Origin of the sequence: Janthinobacterium sp. GMG2, assembly GCF_033949445.1 — a bacterium.
In the GTDB taxonomy this organism is placed as follows: Bacteria; Pseudomonadota; Gammaproteobacteria; order Burkholderiales; family Burkholderiaceae_D; genus Janthinobacterium; species Janthinobacterium aestuarii.
This window is the reverse complement of sequence record NZ_JAXAWA010000001.1, coordinates 739168-761377: the sequence shown is the minus strand read 5'-3', so window position 1 is coordinate 761377 and position 22210 is coordinate 739168. Positions and strand designations below refer to the sequence as shown.

The window sequence follows — 22210 nt, the reverse complement described above, 5'->3', positions numbered from 1 at the left end:
ATACACAACATGAAAAAACTGACCTTGAAACCGATGGCGCTCGCCTTTGCGGCCCTCGTTGTGGCGCTGGGCGCCGGCGTGGCCCTGTACTCCCCTTCCTCTACGGCGGCCGATGACGCCAAGGATAAAAACGCGGCGCAAAAACCGGCGCTCACCGTCACCACGGCCAAGCCGCAGACGGCCAGCCTGCCCATCAAGTTGCAGGCCAACGGCAACGTGGCCGCCTGGCAGGAAGCCGTCATCGGCAGCGAATCGAACGGCTTGCGCCTGACCGACGTGCGCGTGAACGTGGGCGACGTCGTGCGCGCCGGCCAGGTGCTGGCCGTGTTCTCGAACGACACGGTGAACGCCGACGTGGCGCAAACGAAGGCCGCCGTGCTGGAAGCGCAAGCCAATGCGGCGGAAGCGGCCGCCAACGCGCAGCGCGCCCGCTCGCTGCAAAGCACGGGCGCCATCAGCGCGCAGCAGATCAGCCAGTACCTGACGGCAGAACAGACGGCCAACGCGCGCATCGCGTCCGCCAAGGCGCAGCTGGCGTCGCAGCAGCTGCGCCTGAAATACACGCAGGTGGCGGCGCCCGACAGCGGCATCATCTCTTCGCGTTCGGCCACCGTCGGTTCCGTCGTGGGCGCCGGCACGGAACTGTTCCGCATGATCCGCCAGGGCCGCCTCGAATGGCGCGCCGAAGTGACGGCCACCGAGCTGCTGAATCTGAAACCAGGCACCCTGGCGCAAGTGAAGGCGGCCAACGGCAGCGTCTTGACAGGCAAGGTGCGCATGATCGCTCCTACCGTCGATCCGCAGACGCGTTCCGCCCTCGTGTACGTGGACCTGCCTGCCGGCACGGGCAGCAATGCGCCGTTCAAGGCCGGCATGTACGCCAGCGGCGAATTCGAACTCGGTACCTCGGGCGCGCTGACCGTGCCGCAACAGGCGATTGCCGTGCGCGATGGCTTCAGCTATGTCTTCCGCCTCAATCCCGACCAGCGGGTCAGCCAGATCAAGGTGCAGGCCGGACGGCGCCTGAGCGACCGCATTGAAATCCTTGGCGGCATCACGGCCGACACGACGATTGTCGTCAGCGGCGCCGGCTTCCTCAATGATGGCGACTTGGTACGGAATGTACCGGCTCCGGCAGCGGCCAAGGCTGCTGTAGCACCGGCAGCGAAAAAGTAAGGAGAGGCCATGAATTTTTCCTCCCTCTCGATCAAGAATCCGATCCCGGCCATCATGCTGTTCGCGCTGCTGACCCTGGCCGGTCTGCTGGCCTACAAGGCCAATCCGGTGCAGGATTTCCCCGACATCGAACTGCCCATCGTCACCGTCAGCGCGGTGCTGCCCGGTGCCGCGCCAGCCCAGCTGGAAACGGAAGTGGCGCGCAAGATCGAAGATTCCGTCGCCACCCTGCAAGGCGTGAAAAACATCTACACCAAGGTGCTCGATGGCGTCGTCACGGTAACCGTCGAATTCATCCTGGAAAAGCAGATCGCCGAAGCCGTCAATGATGTGCGCGACGCCGTCGCCCGCGTCAAGGCGGACATGCCGGCCGAGCTGCGCGACCCCACCGTCACCAAGGCTTCCACGGCCGGCAGGGTCGTGCTGACCTTTATCGCCACCGCGAAACCGGGCGTGGACAACCCGCTCGACTCTCCCGACCTGTCCTGGTTCGTCGACAATACGGTGGCCAAGCGCCTCTTGACGGTGCCCGGCGTGGGCGCCGTCACCAGAGTCGGCGGCGTCTACCGCGAGATCCAGGTCGAACTCGACGAGGCGCGCATGGCCGCATTGAAAGTGTCGGCCCTCGACGTGTCGCGTCAGCTGCGCCTGGTGCAGCGCGAAGCGCCTGGCGGGCGGGGCGACATCAGCGGCGCCGAGCAGTCGGTGCGCACCATCGCCACAGTGAAAACGGCCGATGAACTGTCGCGCGTGGAAGTGCCGCTGCCGGACGGGCGCCATGTGCGCCTGGACCAGGTAGCCACCGTGCGCGACACCATCGCCGAACCGCGCGCGCTGGCCGAGCAGGATGGCAAGACGGTCGTCGCCTTTGAAGTATTCCGCACCAAGGGCGCCAGCGAAGTGGCTGTCGCCAAGGGCGCGCGCGACGCCATCGCCGACCTGCAGAAGGAAAACCCGAACGTGGTGCTGCAGCAGTCGATCGACAATGCCTTCCCCGTCGAGGAAAACTTCGACGGCTCGATGGAGCTGCTGTACGAAGGCGCGCTGCTGGCCGTGCTGGTGGTGTGGTGGTTCCTGCGCGACTGGCGCGCCACCCTGGTGGCCGCCGCCGCCCTGCCCCTGTCCGTGATGCCCGCCTTCCTCGGCATCTACTGGTTCGGCTACACGCTCAATACCGTCACCCTGCTGTCGCTGGCCCTCGTCGTCGGCGTGCTGGTCGACGACGCCATCGTGGAAATCGAAAACATCGAGCGCCATCTGCGCATGGGCAAGTCGCCAATGGAAGCGGCCATGGAGGCGGCCGACGAAATCGGCATGGCGGTCATCGCCACCACCTTCGCGCTGGTGGCCGTGTTCCTGCCGACGGCCTTCATGAGCGGCATCCCCGGCCTGTTCTTCAAGCAGTTCGGCTGGACGGCCGTGCTGGCCGTGCTGGCGTCCTTGGTGGTGGCGCGGCTGCTCACGCCGATGATGGCGGCCTATATCCTGAAACCGCTGCCGCACAAGGAAGAGCAGGATGGCTGGCTGATGACGCGCTACCTGACGGTCATGCGCTGGTGCCTGAACCACCGCGGCATCACGGCCATCGCCGCGGCCCTGTTCTTTGTCGGCGCCATCGCGCTCGTGCCGCTGCTGCCGACCGGTTTCGTGCCGGCCGCCGACCGTGCGCAGACGCAGATCAACCTGGAACTGCCACCCGGCTCCACCCTGGGCGAAACGCAGGCCGTGGCGGCCCTGGCGCGCGATGCGGCCATGCGCACGCCGGGCATCGAGGGTGTCTTCAGTTCGATCGGCGGCGGCTCCAGCGGCGACGCCTTCGCCCCCGGCGCCGCGGCCGAGGCGCGCCGCGCCGTGCTGACCCTGACCACCGTGCACCGCACGGAGCGCAAGGAATCGATGGCGGACCTGGAAACGCAGCTGCGCCAGAAGCTCGATACCATCCCCGGCGCCCGCTTCACGGTGGGACCGCCCGACACGGGCGTCAAGATGCAGCTGGTGCTGCGCTCGGAAGACCCGGTGGCGCTGATGGCGGCGGCGCAAAAGGTCGAGCGCGAACTGCGTAGCCTGAAGGGCATCGGCAACGTCAATTCCAGCGCCTCGCTGGTGCGCCCGGAAATCATCGTGCGTCCCGATTTCGCCAAGGCGGCCGACCTGGGCGTGACGGCGGCGGCCATCGGCGAAACCGTGCGCGTGGCCACGGCCGGCGACTACGACACGGACCTGACGAAAATGAACCTGCCCGAGCGGCAAGTACCGATCCGCGTCAAGCTGCCCAACAGCGTGCGCGCCGACCTGGCCGCCATCGAGCGCCTGACCGTGCCCGGCAAGAATGGTCCCGTGCGCCTGGCGAACGTGGCCACGGTGACGATGGAAAGCGGCCCGGCGCAGATCGACCGCCTGAACCGCAGCCGCAATGTGACCCTCGACGTGGAACTCGGTTCGCGCACCCTGGGCGAACTGAATGAAGAGGCGCGCGCGCTGCCGTCGATGAAGAACTTGCCGCCATCCGTGAAGATCGCCGAACTGGGCGACGCGCAGGAAATGGCCTCGCTGTTCGCCAGCTTCGGCCTGGCCATGCTGATCGGCGTGCTGTGCATCTATTGCGTGCTGGTGCTGCTGTTCAAGGACTTCATGCAGCCGGTGACCATCCTGGCGGCGCTGCCGCTGTCGATCGGCGGCGCCTTCGTGGCGCTCCTGATCACGGGCAGCGCCCTGTCGATGCCGTCGATGATCGGCCTGATCATGCTGATGGGGATCGTCACCAAGAACTCGATCCTGCTGGTCGACTATGCGATCCTGGCGCGCCAGGCCGGCATGAACCGCTTCGATGCGCTGGTCGACGCCTGCCACAAGCGCAGCCGCCCCATCCTGATGACGACGATCGCCATGGGCGCCGGCATGATGCCGCTGGCGCTGGGCTGGGGCGCCGACCCCAGCTTCCGTTCGCCGATGGCCATTACCGTCATCGGCGGCCTGATCACGTCGACCCTGTTGAGCCTGCTGGTGGTGCCGGCCGTGTTCACCTACATCGACGACCTCGAGCACCTGCTCAAGCGCGGCATGGCGAAACTGCGCCGCCAGAAGGCGCCGCTGCGGCGCGATGACAAGGTGGCGCTGGAAAAATAAGCGCCACGGCAAATTGCAAAATCGCCCCGTGCGGGCAAGGAAACGAGGGACCGGCCGCCAGGCCGCGCTCCCTCGCTTTCATCTATCTGGCATACTGCGCCCATTCTCCATGAACGCAATCTGCCCTGCCTATGAATTACCGCACCCCGCTCGTCCTGCTGATGGCATCCGCGCTGCTCGGCGCCTGCTCGGACAAGGCCGCCCCCGCCAGCGCCGACCTGGCAGCTGACGTGGTCACCGAAGTCCCCGCTGCCGCTGCCGCAGCAGACACCGCATCGGCCGAACACGTGCCGCCGCCATCCGCCACCGCACCGAGGACGGAAGCGATGAACACGCCCCAGGCGCGCGAGCGCGAAGTGGGCATGATGCGCGCCGTCTTCGGCAAGGACTACCGCAGCGACAGCGAAGATGCGCTGGCCGACCTGCCCGATCCTGATAACCACGTCGACAAGCTCAGTTACGTGGTCAGCGCCGTCAGCCACAAGCTGCTGCCCGATGGCAGCGCCATCCTGGTGGCGAATGCGGAAACGGCCAACACGGAAGGCACGGCCGAATCGGCGCATGCTTCGCCGGGGCTGCTGAATGTCTTTTTCCTGGCGCCCAAGGGCCAGCCGGAAGACGGCCAGTGGCAAGTCGTGAAACGCCTGGAAAACATCGCCGCCCTGGGTTCGTCGGGGCAGCTCGGCGAAGTCCACTGGGTCATGCTGGGCGCGAACAAGCCGGGACTGGCGATCCGCCATGGCTATACGGGCCAGGGCTACACCATCACGCAACTGGCCCTGTTTGAAATCGGCGACGGCAAGGTCACCTCACTCGATGGCGCCATCGACCTGTATTCGGACAATATGGGCGCCTGCGGGCCTGAGACGGACGAGTGCTGGATGGTCAAGGGGAACTGGCGCTTCGCACCGGCACGCAATGGCGGCGCCCATGATGACTTGCTGATCGATTTCAAGGGCGCCTCCGAGAAGATCAAGCCCGGCGTCACGGTCAAGCCCGACGAAGACCCGCCGCGCATCGCCACGCCCCTGAACAACCACGCGCGCTACGGCTTCGATGGCAAGGGATATAAACTGATTGAAGGGAAGAACACGGTGCCTGGCGTCTAATGGGGTCAGACCCGCCGGGTCTGACCCCACGTAAGCCAGCTACTTGCGCGCCGCTTCCAGGCGCGCCAGCAGCGGCGCATACATGGCACGCGTATGGCTGCTCCAGCGGGCCATGGCGCTGTCGATATCGAGCAGCAGGCGTTCCGACAATACCTTGTCGCCCTGCCGCAGCGCCCAGATCGCGCACTCCGCGCGGCACTCGAAGCTGTTGTAGCGCGTCAGCGCATCGTCGAATTCCGCCTTTGCTTCCACCTGGCGCCCGCTTTGCGCCAGCGCGCGCGCCGTCAGCAGGGACACCATCTCGGGACGGAAATGCATATCCGTGCGACGGATGAATTCGAGGTGCGTCAAGGCCTCGGCGCCCCGTTCGCACTCCAGGTAGGCGCGCGCCGCACCGAGGCGAATTTCCAGGTCCGATGCAAACGCCCCCTGCAGGCAGGCTTCGTACGTCGATGCCGCTTCCTTTGCATCGCCCGCCTCGAGCTGCGCGCTGGCCAGGCGCATCTGGTTTTGCGCCGTCGGCGTGTACTCGAAGGCCGCTTTCGCCTCGCGCAATTCGCGGTTCGGATCGAGCACCTGCACTGCCACCGACGCAACCTTGCGCGCGCCTTGCGGCAGGCGCGAATTGGGCAGGTAGATGGCGAAGAAATACACCACGCTGCCCAGCAGCGGGAACATGAATAAGATGAGCAGCCAGTACAGCTGCTGCCCGTTGCGCACCACGTGGACCGCAAAAAATACCGCGATCAGGATGTGGATGCCTATGCCAAAAATCGTCATGCTGCGACCTCGTTCGTGATGGGAGCAGCCGGCACCATGCCGCCGCTTTCCCTGCTCAGAATATTACACTGGCCACGCCGTGCACACGCGCCTATCGCGCCTTGGCCGACCAGCCGCCGCCCATGGCGCGGTACAGGTCCACCGAGGCGACGAGGATGCGCGTCTTCAGCTGCAACAGTCCCACGTCGGCACTGTACAGGGTGCGCTGGGCGTCGAGTTCTTCCAGGTAGGAGGCGTAGCCGTTGCGGTAGCGGTTGTGCGCGATGCGCAGGGTGTCGGCCGCCGTGGCGCGGCGCGCATCGTTTTCCACGGCCTGCTGCTGCAGCCGGTAGATGGCGCCCAGGCTGTTCTCCGTTTCGGCGAAGGCATTGCGCACCACGTTTTCATATGTGTACACGAGCTGGTCGCGCTGGGCGCCCGCCGCATCCGTCTGCGCCTGCACCCGGCCGCCATCGAACAGGGGGCCGGCCGCCAGCGCCGTCAGGCGCCACAGGGCGGTCGGTGCATGCAGAAAATCGGTCAGGGTCGTGGCTTGCCCGCCGCCGACGGCCGTCAGCTTGAACGAGGGCAGCAGCTGGTCGCGCGTGGCGGCCAGGCTGGCGTTGGCGGCCGCCAGGTTGTGTTCCGCACGCGCGATGTCGGGCCGCCGGCGCAGCAATTCGGATGGCAGTCCGGCCGGCACGTCGGGCGCCGCCAGCTCGGCCAGCGGCAAGCCGCGCGCGATGGGGCCCGGATTGCCGCCGACGAGGATGGCCAGCGCGTTTTCCTGTTCGAATATCTGCCGCTGCAGCTGCGGCACCTGTTCGGCCGCCGCATGGTATTCCGATTGCGCCTGCAGCCATTCCAGGCGCGAGCTGTAGCCCACCTCGAACTGCTTGCGCGCCAGCTCGCGCGACTGTTCGCGCAGCTGCAGGGTCGATTGCGTGAGCGCCAGCTGCGCGTCGAGTCCCCGCAAATTCAGGTAAGCGGTCGCCACGCTGGCGGCGATCGACAGGGCCGCCGCATCGAGGCTGGCCTGCTCGGCGCGGTAGCTCTCGCCGGCCGCCTCGCTCAGGCTCGCCAGCCGGCCCCACACGTCGATTTCATAACTGGCCTGCAGTTCCGCCTGGAAGACATTCGTCACATACGGCTTGCCGCTGGACGCCAGGGTGCGCGTGCGCGTGGGCGAACCGTCGAAGGCCAGGCTGGGCGCGCGGTTGGCGTCGGCCTGCGCCAGGCGCGCGCGGTATTCCTGCACGCGGGCGCGCGCCACGCGCAAGTCGCCATTGCGCGCCAGCGCCTCGCCCACCAGATCGCTCAAGACCGGGTCGCCAAAGGCTTGCCACCACAGCTGCTCGACATGGGCCTCAGTCGCCGCAGGTGCACCGGCCGCGTGCGCGCGCCAGCCGGATGGCAGCTGCAGTACCGACGCAGGCTGCGGTGGCGCGTTGGCGGCGCAACCGGCCAGCGCCAGCGCGCCGACCATCAGCAGGAAACGGCGCTTCATGGCTTGGCCTTCTTCGGCGGCGGTGGCGGCGCCGGATTGTCCGCCGAGTCGTTCAGCACGGCAGACGTGTCGACGCTGACCACCACCGACATGCCGGGCACGAGGCGGCGCGCATTCGCCTGCCCCGGATCGATGCGGATGCGCACGGGAATGCGCTGGGCGATTTTGAGGTAGTTGCCCGTCGCGTTATCGGCCGGCAGCACGGAAAACTCGGAACCTGTGGCCGGCGAAATGCGCTCCACCTGGCCCGTCAGCACGGCGCCGTCGAGCGCGTCGACATGGAAGGTGGCGCTTTGCCCTTCCTGCACGCCGTTCATCTGCGTTTCCTTGAAATTGGCGATCACCCACATCTGGCGCGGCACCAGCGCCATCAGCTGCGCACCCGAATTCACGTACGCGCCCTGGCGCACCGTCACCTGGCCCAGCTGGCCATCTGATGGCGCCACGATGCGCGTGTTATCGAGGTCGATCTTGGCCGCCTTGACGGCCGCCTGCGCGTTGGCCACGGCCGCTTCCAGCGCCTGCTTGTTGACCACCACACTATGCACGCTTTGCTGCGCGATGTCGAGATTGGCGCGGGCCTGCGCCAGCGCCGCCGCCATCTGCGCCTGCGTGGCGCGCGACTGGTCATGTTCGCGCTGCGACAATGAACCGTCGGCCACCAGCTGTTCCACGCGATTGAGGTCGGCGCTGGCCTTGCGCGCCTGCGCTTCCGCATTCGCCATCACGGCCTCGCTGACGGAAATGCCCGCCTGTGCGCTGGCCTTTTGCTGCGCCCAGTTCGACAGCGCCGCCTGCTGCGCGGCCAGCTGGGCCTGCGCCTGCTCGTAGCGCTGCTGGTAGATGCGGTCGTCGATACGCACCAGCAGCTGGCCTTCCTTGACGTCCATGAAATCCTGCACCGTCACTTCCACCACATAGCCCGACAGCTGTGTGCCGATGATGGTCACCTGTCCGCGCACGGTGGCGTTTTCCGTCGTCACGATGGGACTCGTGAACGGCGGCAGACGCCACGCGTACAGCACGATCAGCACGCCCACCAGGGCCACGGCGGCAAAGGCCAGCGCGGACAGCCACTGGTGGCGCCGGTCCGGCTGCGCCGTGGAAGTGGCTGGCGCCGGCGTGGTCGCGGCTGCGGGCGTTGTCGGTGCTGGTGGCGGAGTATTATTTTCTGTCATTGCTCGGTTCCGAATTGGTAATGGGGACGATGGCCATGGCCGTCTGCGCATCGCGCACGGGGCCGACCAGGCGGCGCGCGCCGGTGGTGATGCGGGTCCAGGACTGGCTGACCAGCATCCAGATCAGGGTGGCGATGGCAACGCCGGCGATCATCAAAAAAACGTCGTTATAGGCCAGCACATTGGCTTCGCGCGTGGCGACGGCGCCCAGGCGCGCCACGCCCTGGGCACTGCGCAAGGCGGGGTCCATCAGTACGCCGCCATAGCTTGCGGCGCCCGACTGCACGCGCGCAGCCACCTGCGGATCCAGCATGCTCAGGTGCTCGACCAGGTAGCTGGAATGGTATTTTTCGCGCGCCGTCTGGATGGTGCCGACGATGGCTGCACCGAGCAGACCGCCCAGGTTCTGCGTCATGGTAAACATCACGGAAAAACTCACGAGGTTGCGCGGTTCGGCGATCACGGCGCCCATGCCCGCCACCATGGTGGGACCGAGGAAATACGTGCCGCCAAAGGCCAGCAGGAACTGGCTCACATACATGTTGACGGGGCGCGTCTGGCTGGTGGCGTGCGCGTCGATTAGGGCACCGGCGGCGATTAGCAGCAGTGCGAACATCAGCGAGCGGTTCAGGGTGGCCGGATTGATCGTCAGCGCGCTGACCACCAGGCCCGCCACGCTGCCCAGCAGCACCACGACGAACAGGTTCTGCATCTGGTCCGTGTTCAGGCCCAGCGCCTGCAGGAAGCCCACGGCCCCCGTCGATTCGGACAGCACGATGCGAAACAGCAGCACCGATAAAAACAGCTTGGCGATCTTGCCCGTCGTGAGCCAGCGCGTGTTGAGCAGCGGGCGCGCGCGGTTATGCTCGATGGCCAGCGAGGCGGCGATCAGCACGATGGAACACGCCAGGCACACGCCCACCCATTCGGACTCCATCCACCATGCCGTGCGCCCCTGCGCCAGCACGGCACAGAGCAGCGCCACGCCGGGCGCGAACAGGATGAAAGTGAGGAAATCGAGCGGCTCGAACGTCTGCACCCGGTCGCCGGGCGGCAGCTTCAGGGCCAGCACGCAGCCGAGCGCCAGCAGGGCCAGTCCCAGTTCGAACAGGTACAAGCCGTGCCATTCGCCGATCTGCAGCAGTTCGGAGGTGAAGATGCGCGCCAGCGGCAAGGCCAATTGGGCAAAGCCCAGGCCCAGCACCACGCCCTTCAGACGGTGCCGCGCGGGGAACGCCTGCAAGGTGTAGTACAGGCCCAGCACCCCCAGCGCGCCGCCCACCATGCCATGCGCGGCGCGCACGGCGATCGCCGACGGCAAGGTATTGGCATACAAGTGGGCGAACGTCACCAGCGCATACAGCACCAGGAACGCTTCCGTAAACAGGCGCAGGCCGAACTGCTGGCGGAACTTCACCAGCAGCAGATTCATGGAAACGATGGTCATCACATAGGCGGCCGGCAGCCACTGCATCTGGTAGGCATAGGCGGCAAGCGAACCTTGCAGGTTCAGCAAATTGGCCGTCACCAGGCCGTTGCCCAGTCCCCCCGTCAGCGCGACGATCAGGCCGACGATGAAATACCCGACACGCTTGGGCGTCGAATGTTCGGGCATCGATGGCGACCCGGGCAAGGTCGGGCGTTCGCCCGGCCCCCAGGTGCGAGGTGTGTACTTGTCCATGCGGTAATCGCGATCCGGTTTGCTGAAGCCGTTCCTTGCTGCTGTTATAGAAATAGTTGCAAATGAACAGTTCTAGTCAGCAGCATATCACCGCGGGACGTTTTTATTGTTTACATTGTTGCAGGGCGTTGCGCACGAAACGCAAACAGGGTATGCAGCGGGGCCGGCGGATCCGGCCCCTGTGCTGACGCAGTCACTCACACCCGCGGCGGATCCGTCTCGCGCGCAAACGCCCGGTGCGCGGCCAGCGCCTTCTTGAACGCAGCCACGGCTTTCGCTAGGTCGCCGGAAGGCGCGACGATGATGGCGGGATCGGGCTTGCCATCGGGCAGGGTCACCGGCACGCCAGCCTTGTCCAGCAGGTCCTTGCCTGCGCCGATGACCAGCATCGGCTTGCAGTGGCGGTATTGCAGGCGCAGGAAGTCGAGCGCGTTGGCGTCGCTGCCCAGCTGCTGCACGGCGCCCTGGCCGTCGGGCACCACGACGGCGTCGAACAATACCCCCGGCCCTGCTTCGAGCGAGATTTCCACGTCCAGCGGCGCGCCGCCGCTCGTATCGACTTTGCCCAGGTGGCTGCCCACCAGGCGCGGCGCGGCGCCATCGGCCAGCAGCGCGGCATAGATATTGCGCACCTGCGCGCCATCGCTGCCCGGCCCCACCAGGATTGCCACGCGCCGGGTATGGATGCCTATCTTGCCAGGGCGGAAAAAGAGCGACAGGGCTGGCGATGGCGGATACGCGGGCAGCGGATCCAGGGAAGCGCGCGGCATGACGGGCGGCAACGCCAGGCCCAGGCCATCGGCCAGGCGCTGCGCCAGGGTCTCGTCGACATTGCGCAGCATGGCGACGATGCGCTGGCGGATGGCCACCGTCTGCACCTTGCTCAGTTCAAAGCGGAACGCATGCACAATGTGCTCTTGTTCGACAGGCGTCTGGCTGATCCAGAACAGGCGCGCCTGGCCATAATGCTCGGCGAATTTCTCGGGCTTGCCGCGCACCTTGTCGCCTTCGGCGGAGGCGGGAAAACTGTTGAAACCCTTGGTGCCCGCCTGGAACGGACAGCCGCCCGCCAGCGAGTTCGGTTCATACGCGACCCTGCCCCGGTTGATGGCCTGGCGGTGCATGCCGTCGCGCTGGTTGTTATGCACGGGCGCCAGCGGCGCATTGATGGGAATCTCGTGGAAATTCGGACCGCCCAGGCGCGTCAGCTGGGTATCGACATACGAGTGGATGCGCCCCTGCAGCAGCGGGTCGTTACTGAAATCGATGCCGGGCACGATGTGCGCCGTGCAGAACGCCACCTGCTCCGTCTCGGCAAAAAAATTGTCGGGATTGCGGTTCAGGACCATTTTCCCGACGGGGATGAGAGGGACGACTTCTTCGGGAATCAGCTTGGTCGGGTCGAGCACGTCGAAGGGAAACGCTTCCGCCTGCGCTTCCGTGAAAACCTGGAAGGACAGCTCGTATTCGGGATACTCGCCACACTCGATGGCTTCCCACAGGTCGCGCCGGTGGAAGTCGGAATCGGCACCGCTGATCTTGACGGCTTCGTCCCACACGAGCGAATGCGTGCCGGCCATCGGCGACCAGTGGAATTTGCAGAACACGGACTGGCCCTTGGCATTCACGAGGCGGAAGGTGTGCACGCCGAAGCCCTGCATCATCCGGTAACTGCGCGGAATGGCGCGGTCCGACATGACCCACATCAGCATGTGCGTAATTTCCGGCGACAGCGATGCAAAATCCCAGAAGGTGTCGTGTGCGCTGGCCGCCTGCGGCATGCCGTGGTGCGGCTCGGGCTTGACGGCGTGCACCACGTCGGGGAATTTCATCGCATCCTGGATGAAGAAGACGGGGATGTTATTGCCGACCAAATCCCAGTTGCCCTCGTCCGTATAAAACTTCACGGCGAAGCCGCGCACATCGCGCGCCGTATCGGTCGAACCGCGTTCGCCGGCCACCGTGGAAAAGCGCACGAAGACGGGTGTGCGCTTGCCCGCCTTGGCGAACGGCGCGGCGCGCGTCAGCTTGCTTTGTTCCTTGTAGCATTCGAAATAGCCGTGGGCGGCCGAACCGCGCGCATGCACGACACGCTCGGGGATGCGTTCATGGTCGAAATGCGTGAGCTTTTCACGCAGGATGAAATCTTCCATCAGGGTGGGGCCGCGCAAGCCCGCCTTCAAGGAATTCTGATTGTCGCCCACGGGCACGCCCTGGTTCGTCGTCAGCACGCAGCCGCTGTCGTCGCTGCGGGCGTGATCCAGCGAGCTATTCAGCGCATTGTCACCCAGCGCGGGCTGGCCATCGCCCGTCTTAGGAGACGCTGTCGTTTCTCCCGTGGTGCTGGCCGTGGCCAGCGGTTCGCCCGTTGCCACATGCACGCCTTCGACCGGTGTGCGCGCCGCGTCGCCATACTGGCCATCTTCCTTGGGATTGACGGCCATGGCGGCGGACAACTGCTGGCCGGCGGCCGTCTTTTGCAGCAGCGCACGGGTCACGTCATTGTCCGCGCCCAGGCTGTGCGGCGCATTGCTGTCGGATGGGCCGGACATGCTGCTCAATACGGAACCGGCACCGTCCGTGGACGGCGTTTTCTTGTTGGTAGCCATTACATCTCCTGTGAGTAGTCTGCCCCGGGAAGTAACGCTACAACTCCCTCATTCAGCGCACGAACAGGGCAATCAAAATAATGATGGGAATAGGTATGCCGATCAACCACAACAAAATGGAGCGCATCATCACTCTCCTTTACTGCTTGTTACTACCTTGTGCGCGTGGGCGCCGGCCCGCCCCGCCATGACGGCGAAGGGAACAGCGCCCACGACAGTACCTTCCAGGAAGGCGCAGAACTTATCTACGCGAACCCAGCAATTTCGACAGGCCATAACCGGCCGCTGCCGCGATCAGCAGGGACACGGCCGGGCGTTCGCGCACATAACCGCGGCCCGTTTCGCCGGCACGCTGGCAGGCGGCACCCAATTGCTTGCCGCGCGCCATCAGGCGTTCGGAAGCCTTGTTGACGCTATCGCTGACCTGGCCGATGCGGTCGCCCACCTGGTCCACGCTGTCATGGGCGCGCGTGGCTACCTTGTCGGCCAGGGGCTGGGCCTGGCTTGCCACCTTGTCGATGGTGCGGTGCAAGTCCTGGCGGGTATCCTGGGCGGTGCCATTCATATCGGAGCTGGTTTTTTCAATCGCGTTCATGATGGTTTCCTTTAACAGTGAATAATTTCAACCATGCTCGATGCCGTGACCGAATCATGATTCTCCTCGCTTCGGGGAAAAAGAAGCGGCTAAACGCTGCCGGGCTGAGCCATATCAAACAGTGGATCAGCAGCAAGCTGTTGGCACTACCTTAACTGCGTCCGCCCCGCGCCACCGTGCGCTGCCACACCTTGAGGCACAGACTTAAATGCCTGTTAGAAATAACAATCCCCGCCGGCCTGGTGGGGCGGGCGGGGATCGGGGTGAAATGGTGTTATTTAGGCGTAGGTCGGGTTAGCGGAGCGTAACCCGACACATCGTTGACATCACCGCTTACGCCCGCAACCACGCATCGAGCGAATAGCGTCCAGCGCCGCTGATGGCGATGGTGCCGAAGACGATGATCAGTAGCCAGCCGAACTGGCCGTCGGCGATGCTCCAGTCCGGGTGCACGAGCAGCATGGACACGCCCAGCAGGAACAGCAATGGCAGACAGGCCAGGCGCGTCAGCAAGCCGGCGGCGACCAGCAGCGGGCAGAGGATTTCCGCGAACAGGGCGCAGTACAGGGTGATGGCGCGGCCCAGGTGCAGCGGGTCGTCGATATGCGCCAGTTCATCGGAAAAATGCAGCAGCTTGGGCAGACCGTGCACGTGCAGCACCAGCAGCGCACCCGTCAGGCGCGCAAACAGCATACCCGCATCGGGTAAAAAGGGGCCGGCCAGCGCCGCCATCCAGTTTTTCTTCATGATCGCTCCAGTGGGAAAGCCAGTCGGCGCGGCGCGCCGCTGCCAGCCATCATAGGCAGGCGGACACGTGGGCGCGACTGGTCTTTTGGCAGAGGCGCCGGCGCGCGCGAAGGCCTAGACTGGCCGATGCCATCACTGGTCCAGGCCGTAACCGGCCTCCCTCCCCCATCCCCGAAGGAAATGCATCATGTCGAAGAAAATCGAAGCCGAAGAAGTCACTTCCCGCCGCAAGCTGCTCGTCAGCGTCGCCGGTGTCGCCGCCGGTGCGGGCCTGCTGGCCGCCGGTGGCGCCAGCGCCGCCGCCAAGCCTGCCGCTGCCGCTGCCGCTGCCGCTGCCGCACCGGGCAAGCTCACCGTCAACAGCGTCACCGTCAAGGACGGCACCGTCATCCACTTCAAGGACTGGGGCACGGGCACGCCCGTCGTCTTCAGCCACGGCTGGCCATTGCAGGGCGACGCCTGGGAAGACCAGATGATGTTCCTGGCCAGCCACGGCTACCGCGTGATCGCGCATGACCGCCGCGGCCACGGCCTGTCGAGCCAGCCATGGCAGGGCAATGACATGGATACCTACGCCGACGACCTGGCTACCCTGCTCGACGCGCTCGACATCAAGGGCGCGACCCTGGTCGGCCATTCGACGGGTGGTGGCGAAGTGGCCCGCTATATCGGCCGCCATGGCGAAAAACGCGTGGCCAAAGCCGTGCTGGTGGGCGCCGTGCCACCGCAGATGGTCAAGTCGGACACCAATCCGGGCGGCTTGCCGATGTCGGTGTTTGACGGCATCCGCGCCGGCGTGCTGGCCGACCGTTCGCAATTCTTCAAGGACCTGACCGTGCCGTTCTTCGGCGCCAACCGTCCCGGCAACAAAGTGTCGCAAGGCATGCGCGACACCTTCTGGCTGCAGGGCATGCAGTGCGGCATCAAGAACGCCTACGATTGCATCAAGCAATTTTCCGAGACGGACTTCACGGCCGACCTGAAGAAAATCTCCGTGCCGACCCTGGTGGTACACGGCGGCGACGACCAGATCGTGCCGATCGACGCGTCCGGCAAGGCCGCGGCCAAGCTCATCAAGAACGCCAAGCTGGTCATCTATGAAGGCGCGCCGCACGGCTTGCCGGCGACCCACAAGGACCGCCTGAACGAAGATTTGCTGGCCTTTATCAAGTCCTGATCGTTCTTCGCTTCCCCGCACCGCCGGCCCGCCCGGCGGTGTTTATCGCCTCCGCCGCATAAAAAAACCGCCCGCCTCCCCCATTCGTATAACTGCCTTGCCTGACGGCGCGTGCATACTTGTTGCAATGCGGCATACGCCGCGACAGCGACAGGAGCACGGCGATGGCCAGCATGCATTATTTCCCTCAGAAGCAAGACGCCGGCCTGGCGCACGCGCAGCACATGGGCGGCATGGACGGCATGGGTGAATTTGCCGCATCGGTCGCGCACGAGGTGCGCCAGCCGCTGGCGGCCATCGCGCTCAATGCCGATGCCGCCTTGCGCTGGCTCGACCACGATCCGCCCCGCCTCGACGAGGCGCGCGCGGCGCTGGCCCTGGTCGCCAGCGCCGGCAGCCATGCCAGCGCCGTGTTGCGCAGCGTGCATGGCCTGGCCTGCAAGGCGCCGGGCAGCCACGATCATTTTGTGGCCGACGACGCCGTGCAAGACCTGCTGCCGCTGCTGCGCGCACCGCTGCAACGCCACGCCATCCACCTGGAAACGCAGCTGGCAGCTGGCCGCCCGCTGCTGCACGCCGACCCGGTGCAATTCCGTCAAGTCCTCCTGAACCTGCTGATGAACGCCATCGAAGCCCTGCAGGGCACCAGCGGCAGGCCGCGCACGGTGCTGCTGTCCTCGCGCCTCGATGGGGGCGTGCAGCATTTCAGCATCGCCGACAATGGCGCCGGTATCGCGCCGCAGGCAGCCGGCCGCCTGTACGACGCCCTGTATTCCAGCAAGCCGGACGGCATGGGCATGGGCCTGGCCATCTGCCGCCGCATCGTCGACGCGCATGGCGGCCGCCTGTGGCATGCGCCCGGCGCGCCCCACGGCAGCGTCTTCCACTTCACCCTGCCAGCGTTATGAGGACAACCATGGACATGACCACGCCCCCGGCGGATCCGCCGATTACCCTCTTGATCGCCGACGACCACCCGCTGATCCTGGCCGGCCTGGCCTCGCTGATCGCATCACTGCCTGGACTGCGCCTGCTGGGCCAGGCCGGCACGGGCCTCGCCGCCGTGGAGCTGTACCGGGAGCTGCGGCCCGACGTGGTGCTGATGGATTTGAACATGCCGGAGATGCATGGCATCGAGGCGATCGAGCGCATCTGCGCGGACGACGCGCAAGCGAAGATCGTCATCCTCACCAGCTACCAGGGCGAGGACAGCGTGCACCGGGCCTTGCGCGCCGGCGCGCGCGGCTACCTGCTGAAGGATTCCGGCTTCCTGCAACTGACGCAGTGCATCCGCCAGGTGGCCGCCGGCAGGCATTATCTGCCGCCGGAACTGGCGGCGCAGCAGGCCAGCCGCATCGACGCGAACCGCCTGTCGAAACGCGAGCACGACATCCTGCTGCACCTGTCCGCGGGCAAGAGCAACAAGATGATCGCGCGCAGCGCCGGCATCGAGGTGGGCACCGTGAAATTTCACGTGAATAATATTTTGACCAAGCTCAACGTATCAAGCCGCACCGAGGCGGCCACGGTGGCCGCCCGGCGCGGCTTGCTGGGCGCGTTCTAGCTGCCGGGAACCGGGGTCAGACCCGCCGGGTCTGACCCCAGCATTTACGCTGCATCATCATCCGACTTTGCCGCGGCCTTGGCCAGCGTTGGCTTCGCTTCCACGCCGCTGATCTTCGGCACGCATTCACTGCGCAGCCACGACACCGTCACGGCTTCGCCCGCCATCAGGCGCTTGACGCTGGGGACGATCTGTTCGCCGATCAGCATGCCCAGCAGGCCGATCAGGGCTATCGCGGGCGGCGCCGGCGAGCGCACCTGCAAGACGGCGTAGATGATGCCAACGAGCAAGCCCACGGCCAGCGAAATCACATATAACTTCATGGCGCATTCCTTTCGATGAAAAAAAACGCCGCGCGCGGTCAGGCGCGCGGCGCATGGCATAGCCGCGCGGCGATTACTTGGCCGGCACCGGCGCCAGGGTCGTGTGTTCGCCATGGATGCGCTGCGGCGCCTTGTGCACCATCGTGTAGGCGTAGTCGACGCCCATGCCGTAGGCGCCCGAGTGTTCGCGCACGATGGCCATGACGGCGTCATAGGTTGCCTTGTGCGCCCAGTCGCGCTGCCATTCCAGCAGCACCTGCTGCCACGTCACCGGCACCACGCCGGCCTGGATCATGCGCTGCATGGCGTAGTCGTGCGCTTCCTTCGACGTGCCGCCCGAGGCATCGGCCACCATGTAGATTTCGTAGTCGCCTTCGAGCATCGCGCACAGGGCGAAGCTGTTGTTGCACACTTCCGTCCACAGGCCCGACACGACGACTTTCTTCTTGCCGTTGGCGGCCAGCGCATCGCGCACCTTCTGGTCATCCCACGAATTCATCGAGCTGCGCTCAAGGATATCCTTGCCGGGGAAGACGTCGAGCAGTTCCGGATAGGTGTGGCCGGAGAAGCTTTCCGTTTCCACCGTGGTGATGATGGTGGGGATGTTGAACACCTTGGCGGCCTTGGCCAGGCCCACGGTATTGTTTTTCAGCGCCTGGCGGTCCATCGACTGCACGCCGAACGCCATTTGCGGCTGCTGGTCGATGAAGATGATCTGGCAATTGTCGGGGGTAAGGACTTCCAGTTTCGGATTGGTCATGATGTCATCCATGAAGGTTGGGGTTGAGTGGGTACTGCCGTGCATCGTATTCCTGGCGCCGCGCCCGCACCACTATCTAAATATAGGCTGGCATGTTGATTGCCTCTGGGAAATAGCTCCTACAGGAGGGCCAGCGCTGCGGTAAAATACCTTTTGCTTACCATGTTCCGACGACTCTTGATCGATAACTCTTCTTTGCCAGACAACATCATGCGCAGCGATACGGCACCGATACGCGTCCTCATCGCCGACGACCACCAGTTGCTGCTCGACGGCATCGCGGCCCTGCTGCGCGCCTTTCCTGGCGTGGTGCTGGTGGGCCAGGCGACCGATGGCCAGCAGGCGGCGCAGCAATTTGACGCGCTGCTGCCCGATGTCACGCTGATGGATTTGCAGATGCCGGTCATGAGCGGCCTCGACGCGATCGGCGCCATCCGCGCGCGCCATCCGCAGGCGCGCATCATCGTGCTGACCACCTACAAGGGCGACACGCAAGTGCTGCGCGCCATCCGCGCGGGCGCCTGCGGCTATGTGCTGAAAAGCGCGCTGCGCCACGAATTGCTGGCGGCGATACAGAACGTGCACGCGGGGCGGCGCCACATCACGCCCGAGATCGAGGCGGAGCTGGCGCTGTATGCCTGCAGCGACGTGCTGTCGAACCGCGAACTGGACGTACTCAAACAGGTGGCGCAAGGCAATTCCAACCGCGAAACGGGCGCTCTGCTGCAGATCAAGGAAGAAACCGTCAAGGCGCACATGAGCACTATCCTGGCCAAGCTGGGCGCCAGGGACCGCACCCATGCCGTCACCATCGCGCTACGGCGCGGCATCCTCGACGCCTGAGCGGCGCCAGCGCTGCCACCAGCGGCGCAGCGGGCCGTGCGCCACCGGCCAGGCGCGGCGCGCCGGCACCCGCAGGTGCCACTGCGTGCCGCCTCCGTCGCGCCCGCCCACGGACAGGCGCGCGCCGAGCCTGGCGGCGCGCTCGCGCATGCCGGGCATGCCCCAGTGTCCGGGAATATGTCCATTGGCCGCCACCACGGGCGGCAAGCCCTGGCCATCATCGCGCACGAGCAGTTCAATGCCGCCGCACGCATAGCGCACCGCCACCTCGACCACCTGCGCGCGCGCATGCTGGAAGGCATTGCGCAGCGCTTCGCTGGCGATGCGGTAGATTTCATGCGCGGCGCGCGCATGCAGCATGCGCGGCTCGCCTTCCTCCGCATAGCGGAAGACGATGCCGTGCTGCGCCGCCAGCCGTTCGCCTTCGCGCTGCAGGATGGCGCTCCAGCGGGCGCCGGCATCGTCGCCGGCGCGCAAGTCGTGCACGTGGTCGCGCCCCTCGCCCAGCATGCGGTCGGCGTCGTCGAGCGCGCGCAGCATGGCGGCGCGCGCGGGATCATCCTCGGCGATGGCCATGCTGGCATTGTGAAAGTGCAGGATCATCGCCTGCGTGCCCTGCAGCAGGGTATCGTGCAGTTCGCGCGCGATGCGTTCGCGCTCGGCCTGCTGCGCCTCCATCCGCGCCTGCAGGCGCGCGGCATGCTGGCCCAGCCGCCAGCGGCAAACGCCATACGCGGCCGCCAGCAGCGCCGCCGCGCACAGGCTGCGGAACCACCAGGTCTGGTAGAAGGCGGGCAGCACGCGGAACGGCAATTGCGCCACCGCGCTGGCCACGCCGTCGCCATTGATGGCCATCACCTGGAAGCGGTAGCTGCCCGGCCCCAGGCCCGTGTATTGCGCCTGGCGCCGCTCGTCCGCATGCTGCCAGTCCCTGTCATAGCCTTCCAGCCGGTAGCGGAAGCGCAGGCGCGACGGCGCGCCCAGGCTGCTGGCGTTATAGGCGAACTGCACGTCGCGCGTGCCGGCCGGCAGGCGCTCATAATCGGCGGCGGCGATGTTCTCGCCATCGACCATCAATGCGCCGATCTCGGCCTGCGGCGCCGGCAGTGGCGGCACCGGCTGGCGCGGGTCGATCCAGAAGGTCGCGCTCTGGCGCGAAAACCAGATTTTGCCATCATCCGCTTCGGCAATCGAGTCGTTATGCAGCAAACTCATTTTGCCGTTCAAGCCATCGGCGCCATCGTACAACTGCGCCTGCATGGGATGCGACGGGTCGCGCAGAGCCTGGGCGACTTCGGCCGCGGCCACGCGCACGGCGCCATTGCCCGTATTGAGCCACAGGCTGCCGTCGCGCGCGCGCAGCATGCCGACCACGCCATCGAAAACGCCGGGCGCAGCGGCGCGCAGCGGCACGAAGCGCCCGCCGCGCCACAGCGCCAGGCCATGCTGGCCGCCCGCCAGCAGCTGGCCGCCCGTCTCCAGCAGCGCGGGCACCTTGCCCAGGTCCAGGCCCTGTGCGAGACCATAGCTGGCCAGGCGCCCGCCGTCCAGCACGGCCACGCTGCCGTCCGGATAGGACAGCCACAGGCGGCCGTCCGCATCGGTCAGCAGCGCCAGCGGCACCTTGCGCCCGCCCTCGGGCAAGGCTGGTTCGCGCCGCCATGCGCCGTCCGCGTACTGGAACACGCCGGCGCCGCTGAAAATCGCCCACAGGCTGCCGTCGGGTGCGTTCACGGCCATGCGCACCCGTTTCAAGGCGGCCGCTTCCGGCGGATAGGCAATCGTCTCGAGCACGCGGCCATCGTCGCCATCGAGCCGCAGCAGGCCGGCGCGGGTGCCGACGCGGATGCCGCCCGGCGCCGCCATGATGGCCGTGATCGGTCCCAGCGCGGGCGCGCGCAGCACCTTGCCGTCGGGCGCCGCCAGCATCAGCGGCGCATCGCCTTCGCGCGACAGCCACATGCGCCCTCCCGTGCCGGGCGACAGCTGCTGCGCGCGGAAGGCTTCGGGCGCCTCGGGTCCCGCGCGCGCGCTGAGGATCACGGGCGCGGCCTGGCGAAAGCGGTCCAGGCCCGCATACGTGGCAACCCAGACATTGCCTTCATTGTCGTCGCACAGGGAACCGATCAGCACATTGCTCAAGCCGTCGCGGGGCAGGAACGATTCCGTGTCGCTGCTGATGCCCAGCTGTTGCGGCTCCAGCGCGCCGGCGCTGCGCGTGCGGTGCAGGCCGAACTGGCTGTCGAACCACAAGGTGCCCTGGCGGTCGACCAGCATGCTGCCGCTGGTGCCGCTCGTATCGCGGTAGATCCAGCGATGGTCGAGCTGGTCGTAGCGCTCGAGCGAGTCGATGATGCGGATGCCGCGCAGCTCCAGCAGATACAGGCGGCCGTCCGGTCCCTGCTGCGGCGGCGCGCGCAAGTCGAGGCGGCCCACAGGCGGCGCAAAGCGCGCCTGGCCCGGCTGCCAGATAAACAGGCCCCTTTCGCTGAACACGCCCAGCCTGCCGTCGCGGTCCGCGAACACGGCCGAGGCTTTTTGCGCCGTGTAGCCCTGCGCCGGACCCATCGCCTGCCAGCGCTGGCCGTCGAAGCGCGACACCCCGGCCACGCCGGCGGCCCACACGGCACCCGTGCCGTCGATGGCAAAACCCCAGATGGAACCGGGCCGCACGCCCTGCGCCTCGCCGTAATTGCGCACCAAGCCATCCTTGACATGGCTGATACCACCCACTTGCCAGCCCACCCACATGCCGCCATCGGCCGCGCGCTTGAGGGCCAGGGTCACCGTATCGGGAAACGCGCCCTGGCGCGCGCGCAAGGGCGCGAAACGCAGGCCGTCAAAACGCACGAGGCCCGAATGGGTGCCCAGCCACAGGAAGCCGTCGCCCCCTTGGGCGATGACGCTGATATCGTCCGGTGCGCCATCCCTGGACGTCCAGCTGGTGTGCTGCAGCTGGTGGATGCCGCGCGCCGCGTCGATGGCCAGCCCGGGAGGGCTGAACAGCAGCAGCAAGGGCAGCCAGCACAGCGCGGCCAGGACGGTCAGGCGCACGG

The 22210-nt window shown here is 66.3% G+C and carries 17 protein-coding genes; 7 read left to right on the top strand and 10 right to left on the bottom strand.

The features are described from left to right. Nucleotides 1-9: 9 nt before the first annotated feature. From SKZ59_RS03425 to SKZ59_RS03415, 3 genes are all read left to right on the top strand, one after another. Nucleotides 10-1176, top strand: a complete 1167-nt coding sequence (locus SKZ59_RS03425; protein ID WP_319990830.1) for an efflux RND transporter periplasmic adaptor subunit — start codon at nucleotides 10-12, stop codon at nucleotides 1174-1176. Between the two features lie 9 nt (nucleotides 1177-1185). Then, nucleotides 1186-4302, top strand: a complete 3117-nt coding sequence (locus SKZ59_RS03420) for an efflux RND transporter permease subunit (protein ID WP_070301362.1) — start codon at nucleotides 1186-1188, stop codon at nucleotides 4300-4302. Nucleotides 4303-4433: 131 nt separating this feature from the next. Continuing rightward, complete coding sequence (locus SKZ59_RS03415; RefSeq protein WP_319990829.1) at nucleotides 4434-5411, top strand: hypothetical protein; 978 nt, start codon at nucleotides 4434-4436, stop codon at nucleotides 5409-5411. Nucleotides 5412-5450: 39 nt separating this feature from the next. Here the strand turns inward: SKZ59_RS03415 and SKZ59_RS03410 are convergent, their stop codons facing one another. The 7 genes from SKZ59_RS03410 to SKZ59_RS03380 all read right to left on the bottom strand — a co-directional run bounded on the left by SKZ59_RS03410 (nucleotide 5451) and on the right by SKZ59_RS03380 (nucleotide 14487). Beyond that, nucleotides 5451-6191 (bottom strand): tetratricopeptide repeat protein, encoded by a 741-nt coding sequence (locus SKZ59_RS03410; protein ID WP_319990828.1) that lies wholly within the window; start codon nucleotides 6189-6191, stop codon nucleotides 5451-5453. Between the two features lie 91 nt (nucleotides 6192-6282). Further along, nucleotides 6283-7677 (bottom strand): efflux transporter outer membrane subunit, encoded by a 1395-nt coding sequence (locus tag SKZ59_RS03405; RefSeq protein ID WP_319990827.1) that lies wholly within the window; start codon nucleotides 7675-7677, stop codon nucleotides 6283-6285. After that, complete coding sequence (locus tag SKZ59_RS03400; RefSeq protein WP_223278929.1) at nucleotides 7674-8855, bottom strand: HlyD family secretion protein; 1182 nt, start codon at nucleotides 8853-8855, stop codon at nucleotides 7674-7676. Before SKZ59_RS03400 ends, SKZ59_RS03405 begins: the two co-directional genes overlap by 4 nt. After that, nucleotides 8842-10536 carry an MFS transporter gene (locus SKZ59_RS03395; RefSeq protein ID WP_319990826.1) on the bottom strand — a complete coding sequence of 565 codons (1695 nt, stop codon included), beginning with the start codon at nucleotides 10534-10536 and terminating at the stop codon, nucleotides 8842-8844. Before SKZ59_RS03395 ends, SKZ59_RS03400 begins: the two co-directional genes overlap by 14 nt. A 197-nt stretch (nucleotides 10537-10733) precedes the next feature. Further along, nucleotides 10734-13145, bottom strand: a complete 2412-nt coding sequence (locus SKZ59_RS03390; RefSeq protein ID WP_319990825.1) for a catalase — start codon at nucleotides 13143-13145, stop codon at nucleotides 10734-10736. A 241-nt stretch (nucleotides 13146-13386) separates the two neighbouring features. Further along, on the bottom strand, nucleotides 13387-13740 hold the full coding sequence (locus SKZ59_RS03385; RefSeq protein ID WP_319990824.1) for a hypothetical protein: 354 nt from the start codon (nucleotides 13738-13740) through the stop codon (nucleotides 13387-13389). A gap of 333 nt (nucleotides 13741-14073) precedes the next feature. Then, on the bottom strand, nucleotides 14074-14487 hold the full coding sequence (locus SKZ59_RS03380; protein ID WP_319990823.1) for a DoxX family protein: 414 nt from the start codon (nucleotides 14485-14487) through the stop codon (nucleotides 14074-14076). 187 nt (nucleotides 14488-14674) lie between these two features. On the opposite strand from SKZ59_RS03380, the gene SKZ59_RS03375 reads away from it, so the two are divergent. From SKZ59_RS03375 to SKZ59_RS03365, 3 genes are all read left to right on the top strand, one after another. After that, a complete protein-coding gene (locus SKZ59_RS03375; RefSeq protein ID WP_319990822.1) occupies nucleotides 14675-15664 on the top strand; it encodes an alpha/beta hydrolase in 990 nt (329 codons plus the stop codon). Between the two features lie 164 nt (nucleotides 15665-15828). After that, entirely contained in the window at nucleotides 15829-16572 is a 744-nt protein-coding gene (locus SKZ59_RS03370; protein WP_319990821.1) for a sensor histidine kinase, read from the top strand. Between the two features lie 14 nt (nucleotides 16573-16586). After that, complete coding sequence (locus SKZ59_RS03365) at nucleotides 16587-17228, top strand: response regulator transcription factor (RefSeq protein WP_319990820.1); 642 nt, start codon at nucleotides 16587-16589, stop codon at nucleotides 17226-17228. A 44-nt stretch (nucleotides 17229-17272) separates the two neighbouring features. Here SKZ59_RS03365 and SKZ59_RS03360 read toward each other — a convergent pair whose 3' ends face one another. Together SKZ59_RS03360 and SKZ59_RS03355 are read right to left on the bottom strand one after the other, a co-directional pair. Then, entirely contained in the window at nucleotides 17273-17551 is a 279-nt protein-coding gene (locus tag SKZ59_RS03360) for a XapX domain-containing protein (RefSeq protein ID WP_139091116.1), read from the bottom strand. A gap of 73 nt (nucleotides 17552-17624) precedes the next feature. Then, a complete protein-coding gene (locus SKZ59_RS03355; protein ID WP_034747885.1) occupies nucleotides 17625-18311 on the bottom strand; it encodes a hydrolase in 687 nt (228 codons plus the stop codon). A 210-nt stretch (nucleotides 18312-18521) separates the two neighbouring features. Here SKZ59_RS03355 and SKZ59_RS03350 point away from each other — a divergent pair, with 210 nt between their 5' ends. Next, a complete protein-coding gene (locus SKZ59_RS03350; RefSeq protein WP_034747178.1) occupies nucleotides 18522-19154 on the top strand; it encodes a response regulator in 633 nt (210 codons plus the stop codon). On the opposite strand, the gene SKZ59_RS03345 is transcribed toward SKZ59_RS03350, so the two are convergent. Beyond that, on the bottom strand, nucleotides 19128-22208 hold the full coding sequence (locus SKZ59_RS03345) for a two-component regulator propeller domain-containing protein (protein WP_319990819.1): 3081 nt from the start codon (nucleotides 22206-22208) through the stop codon (nucleotides 19128-19130). The two genes, SKZ59_RS03350 and SKZ59_RS03345, sit on opposite strands and share 27 nt — an antisense overlap. Nucleotides 22209-22210 lie beyond the last annotated feature (2 nt).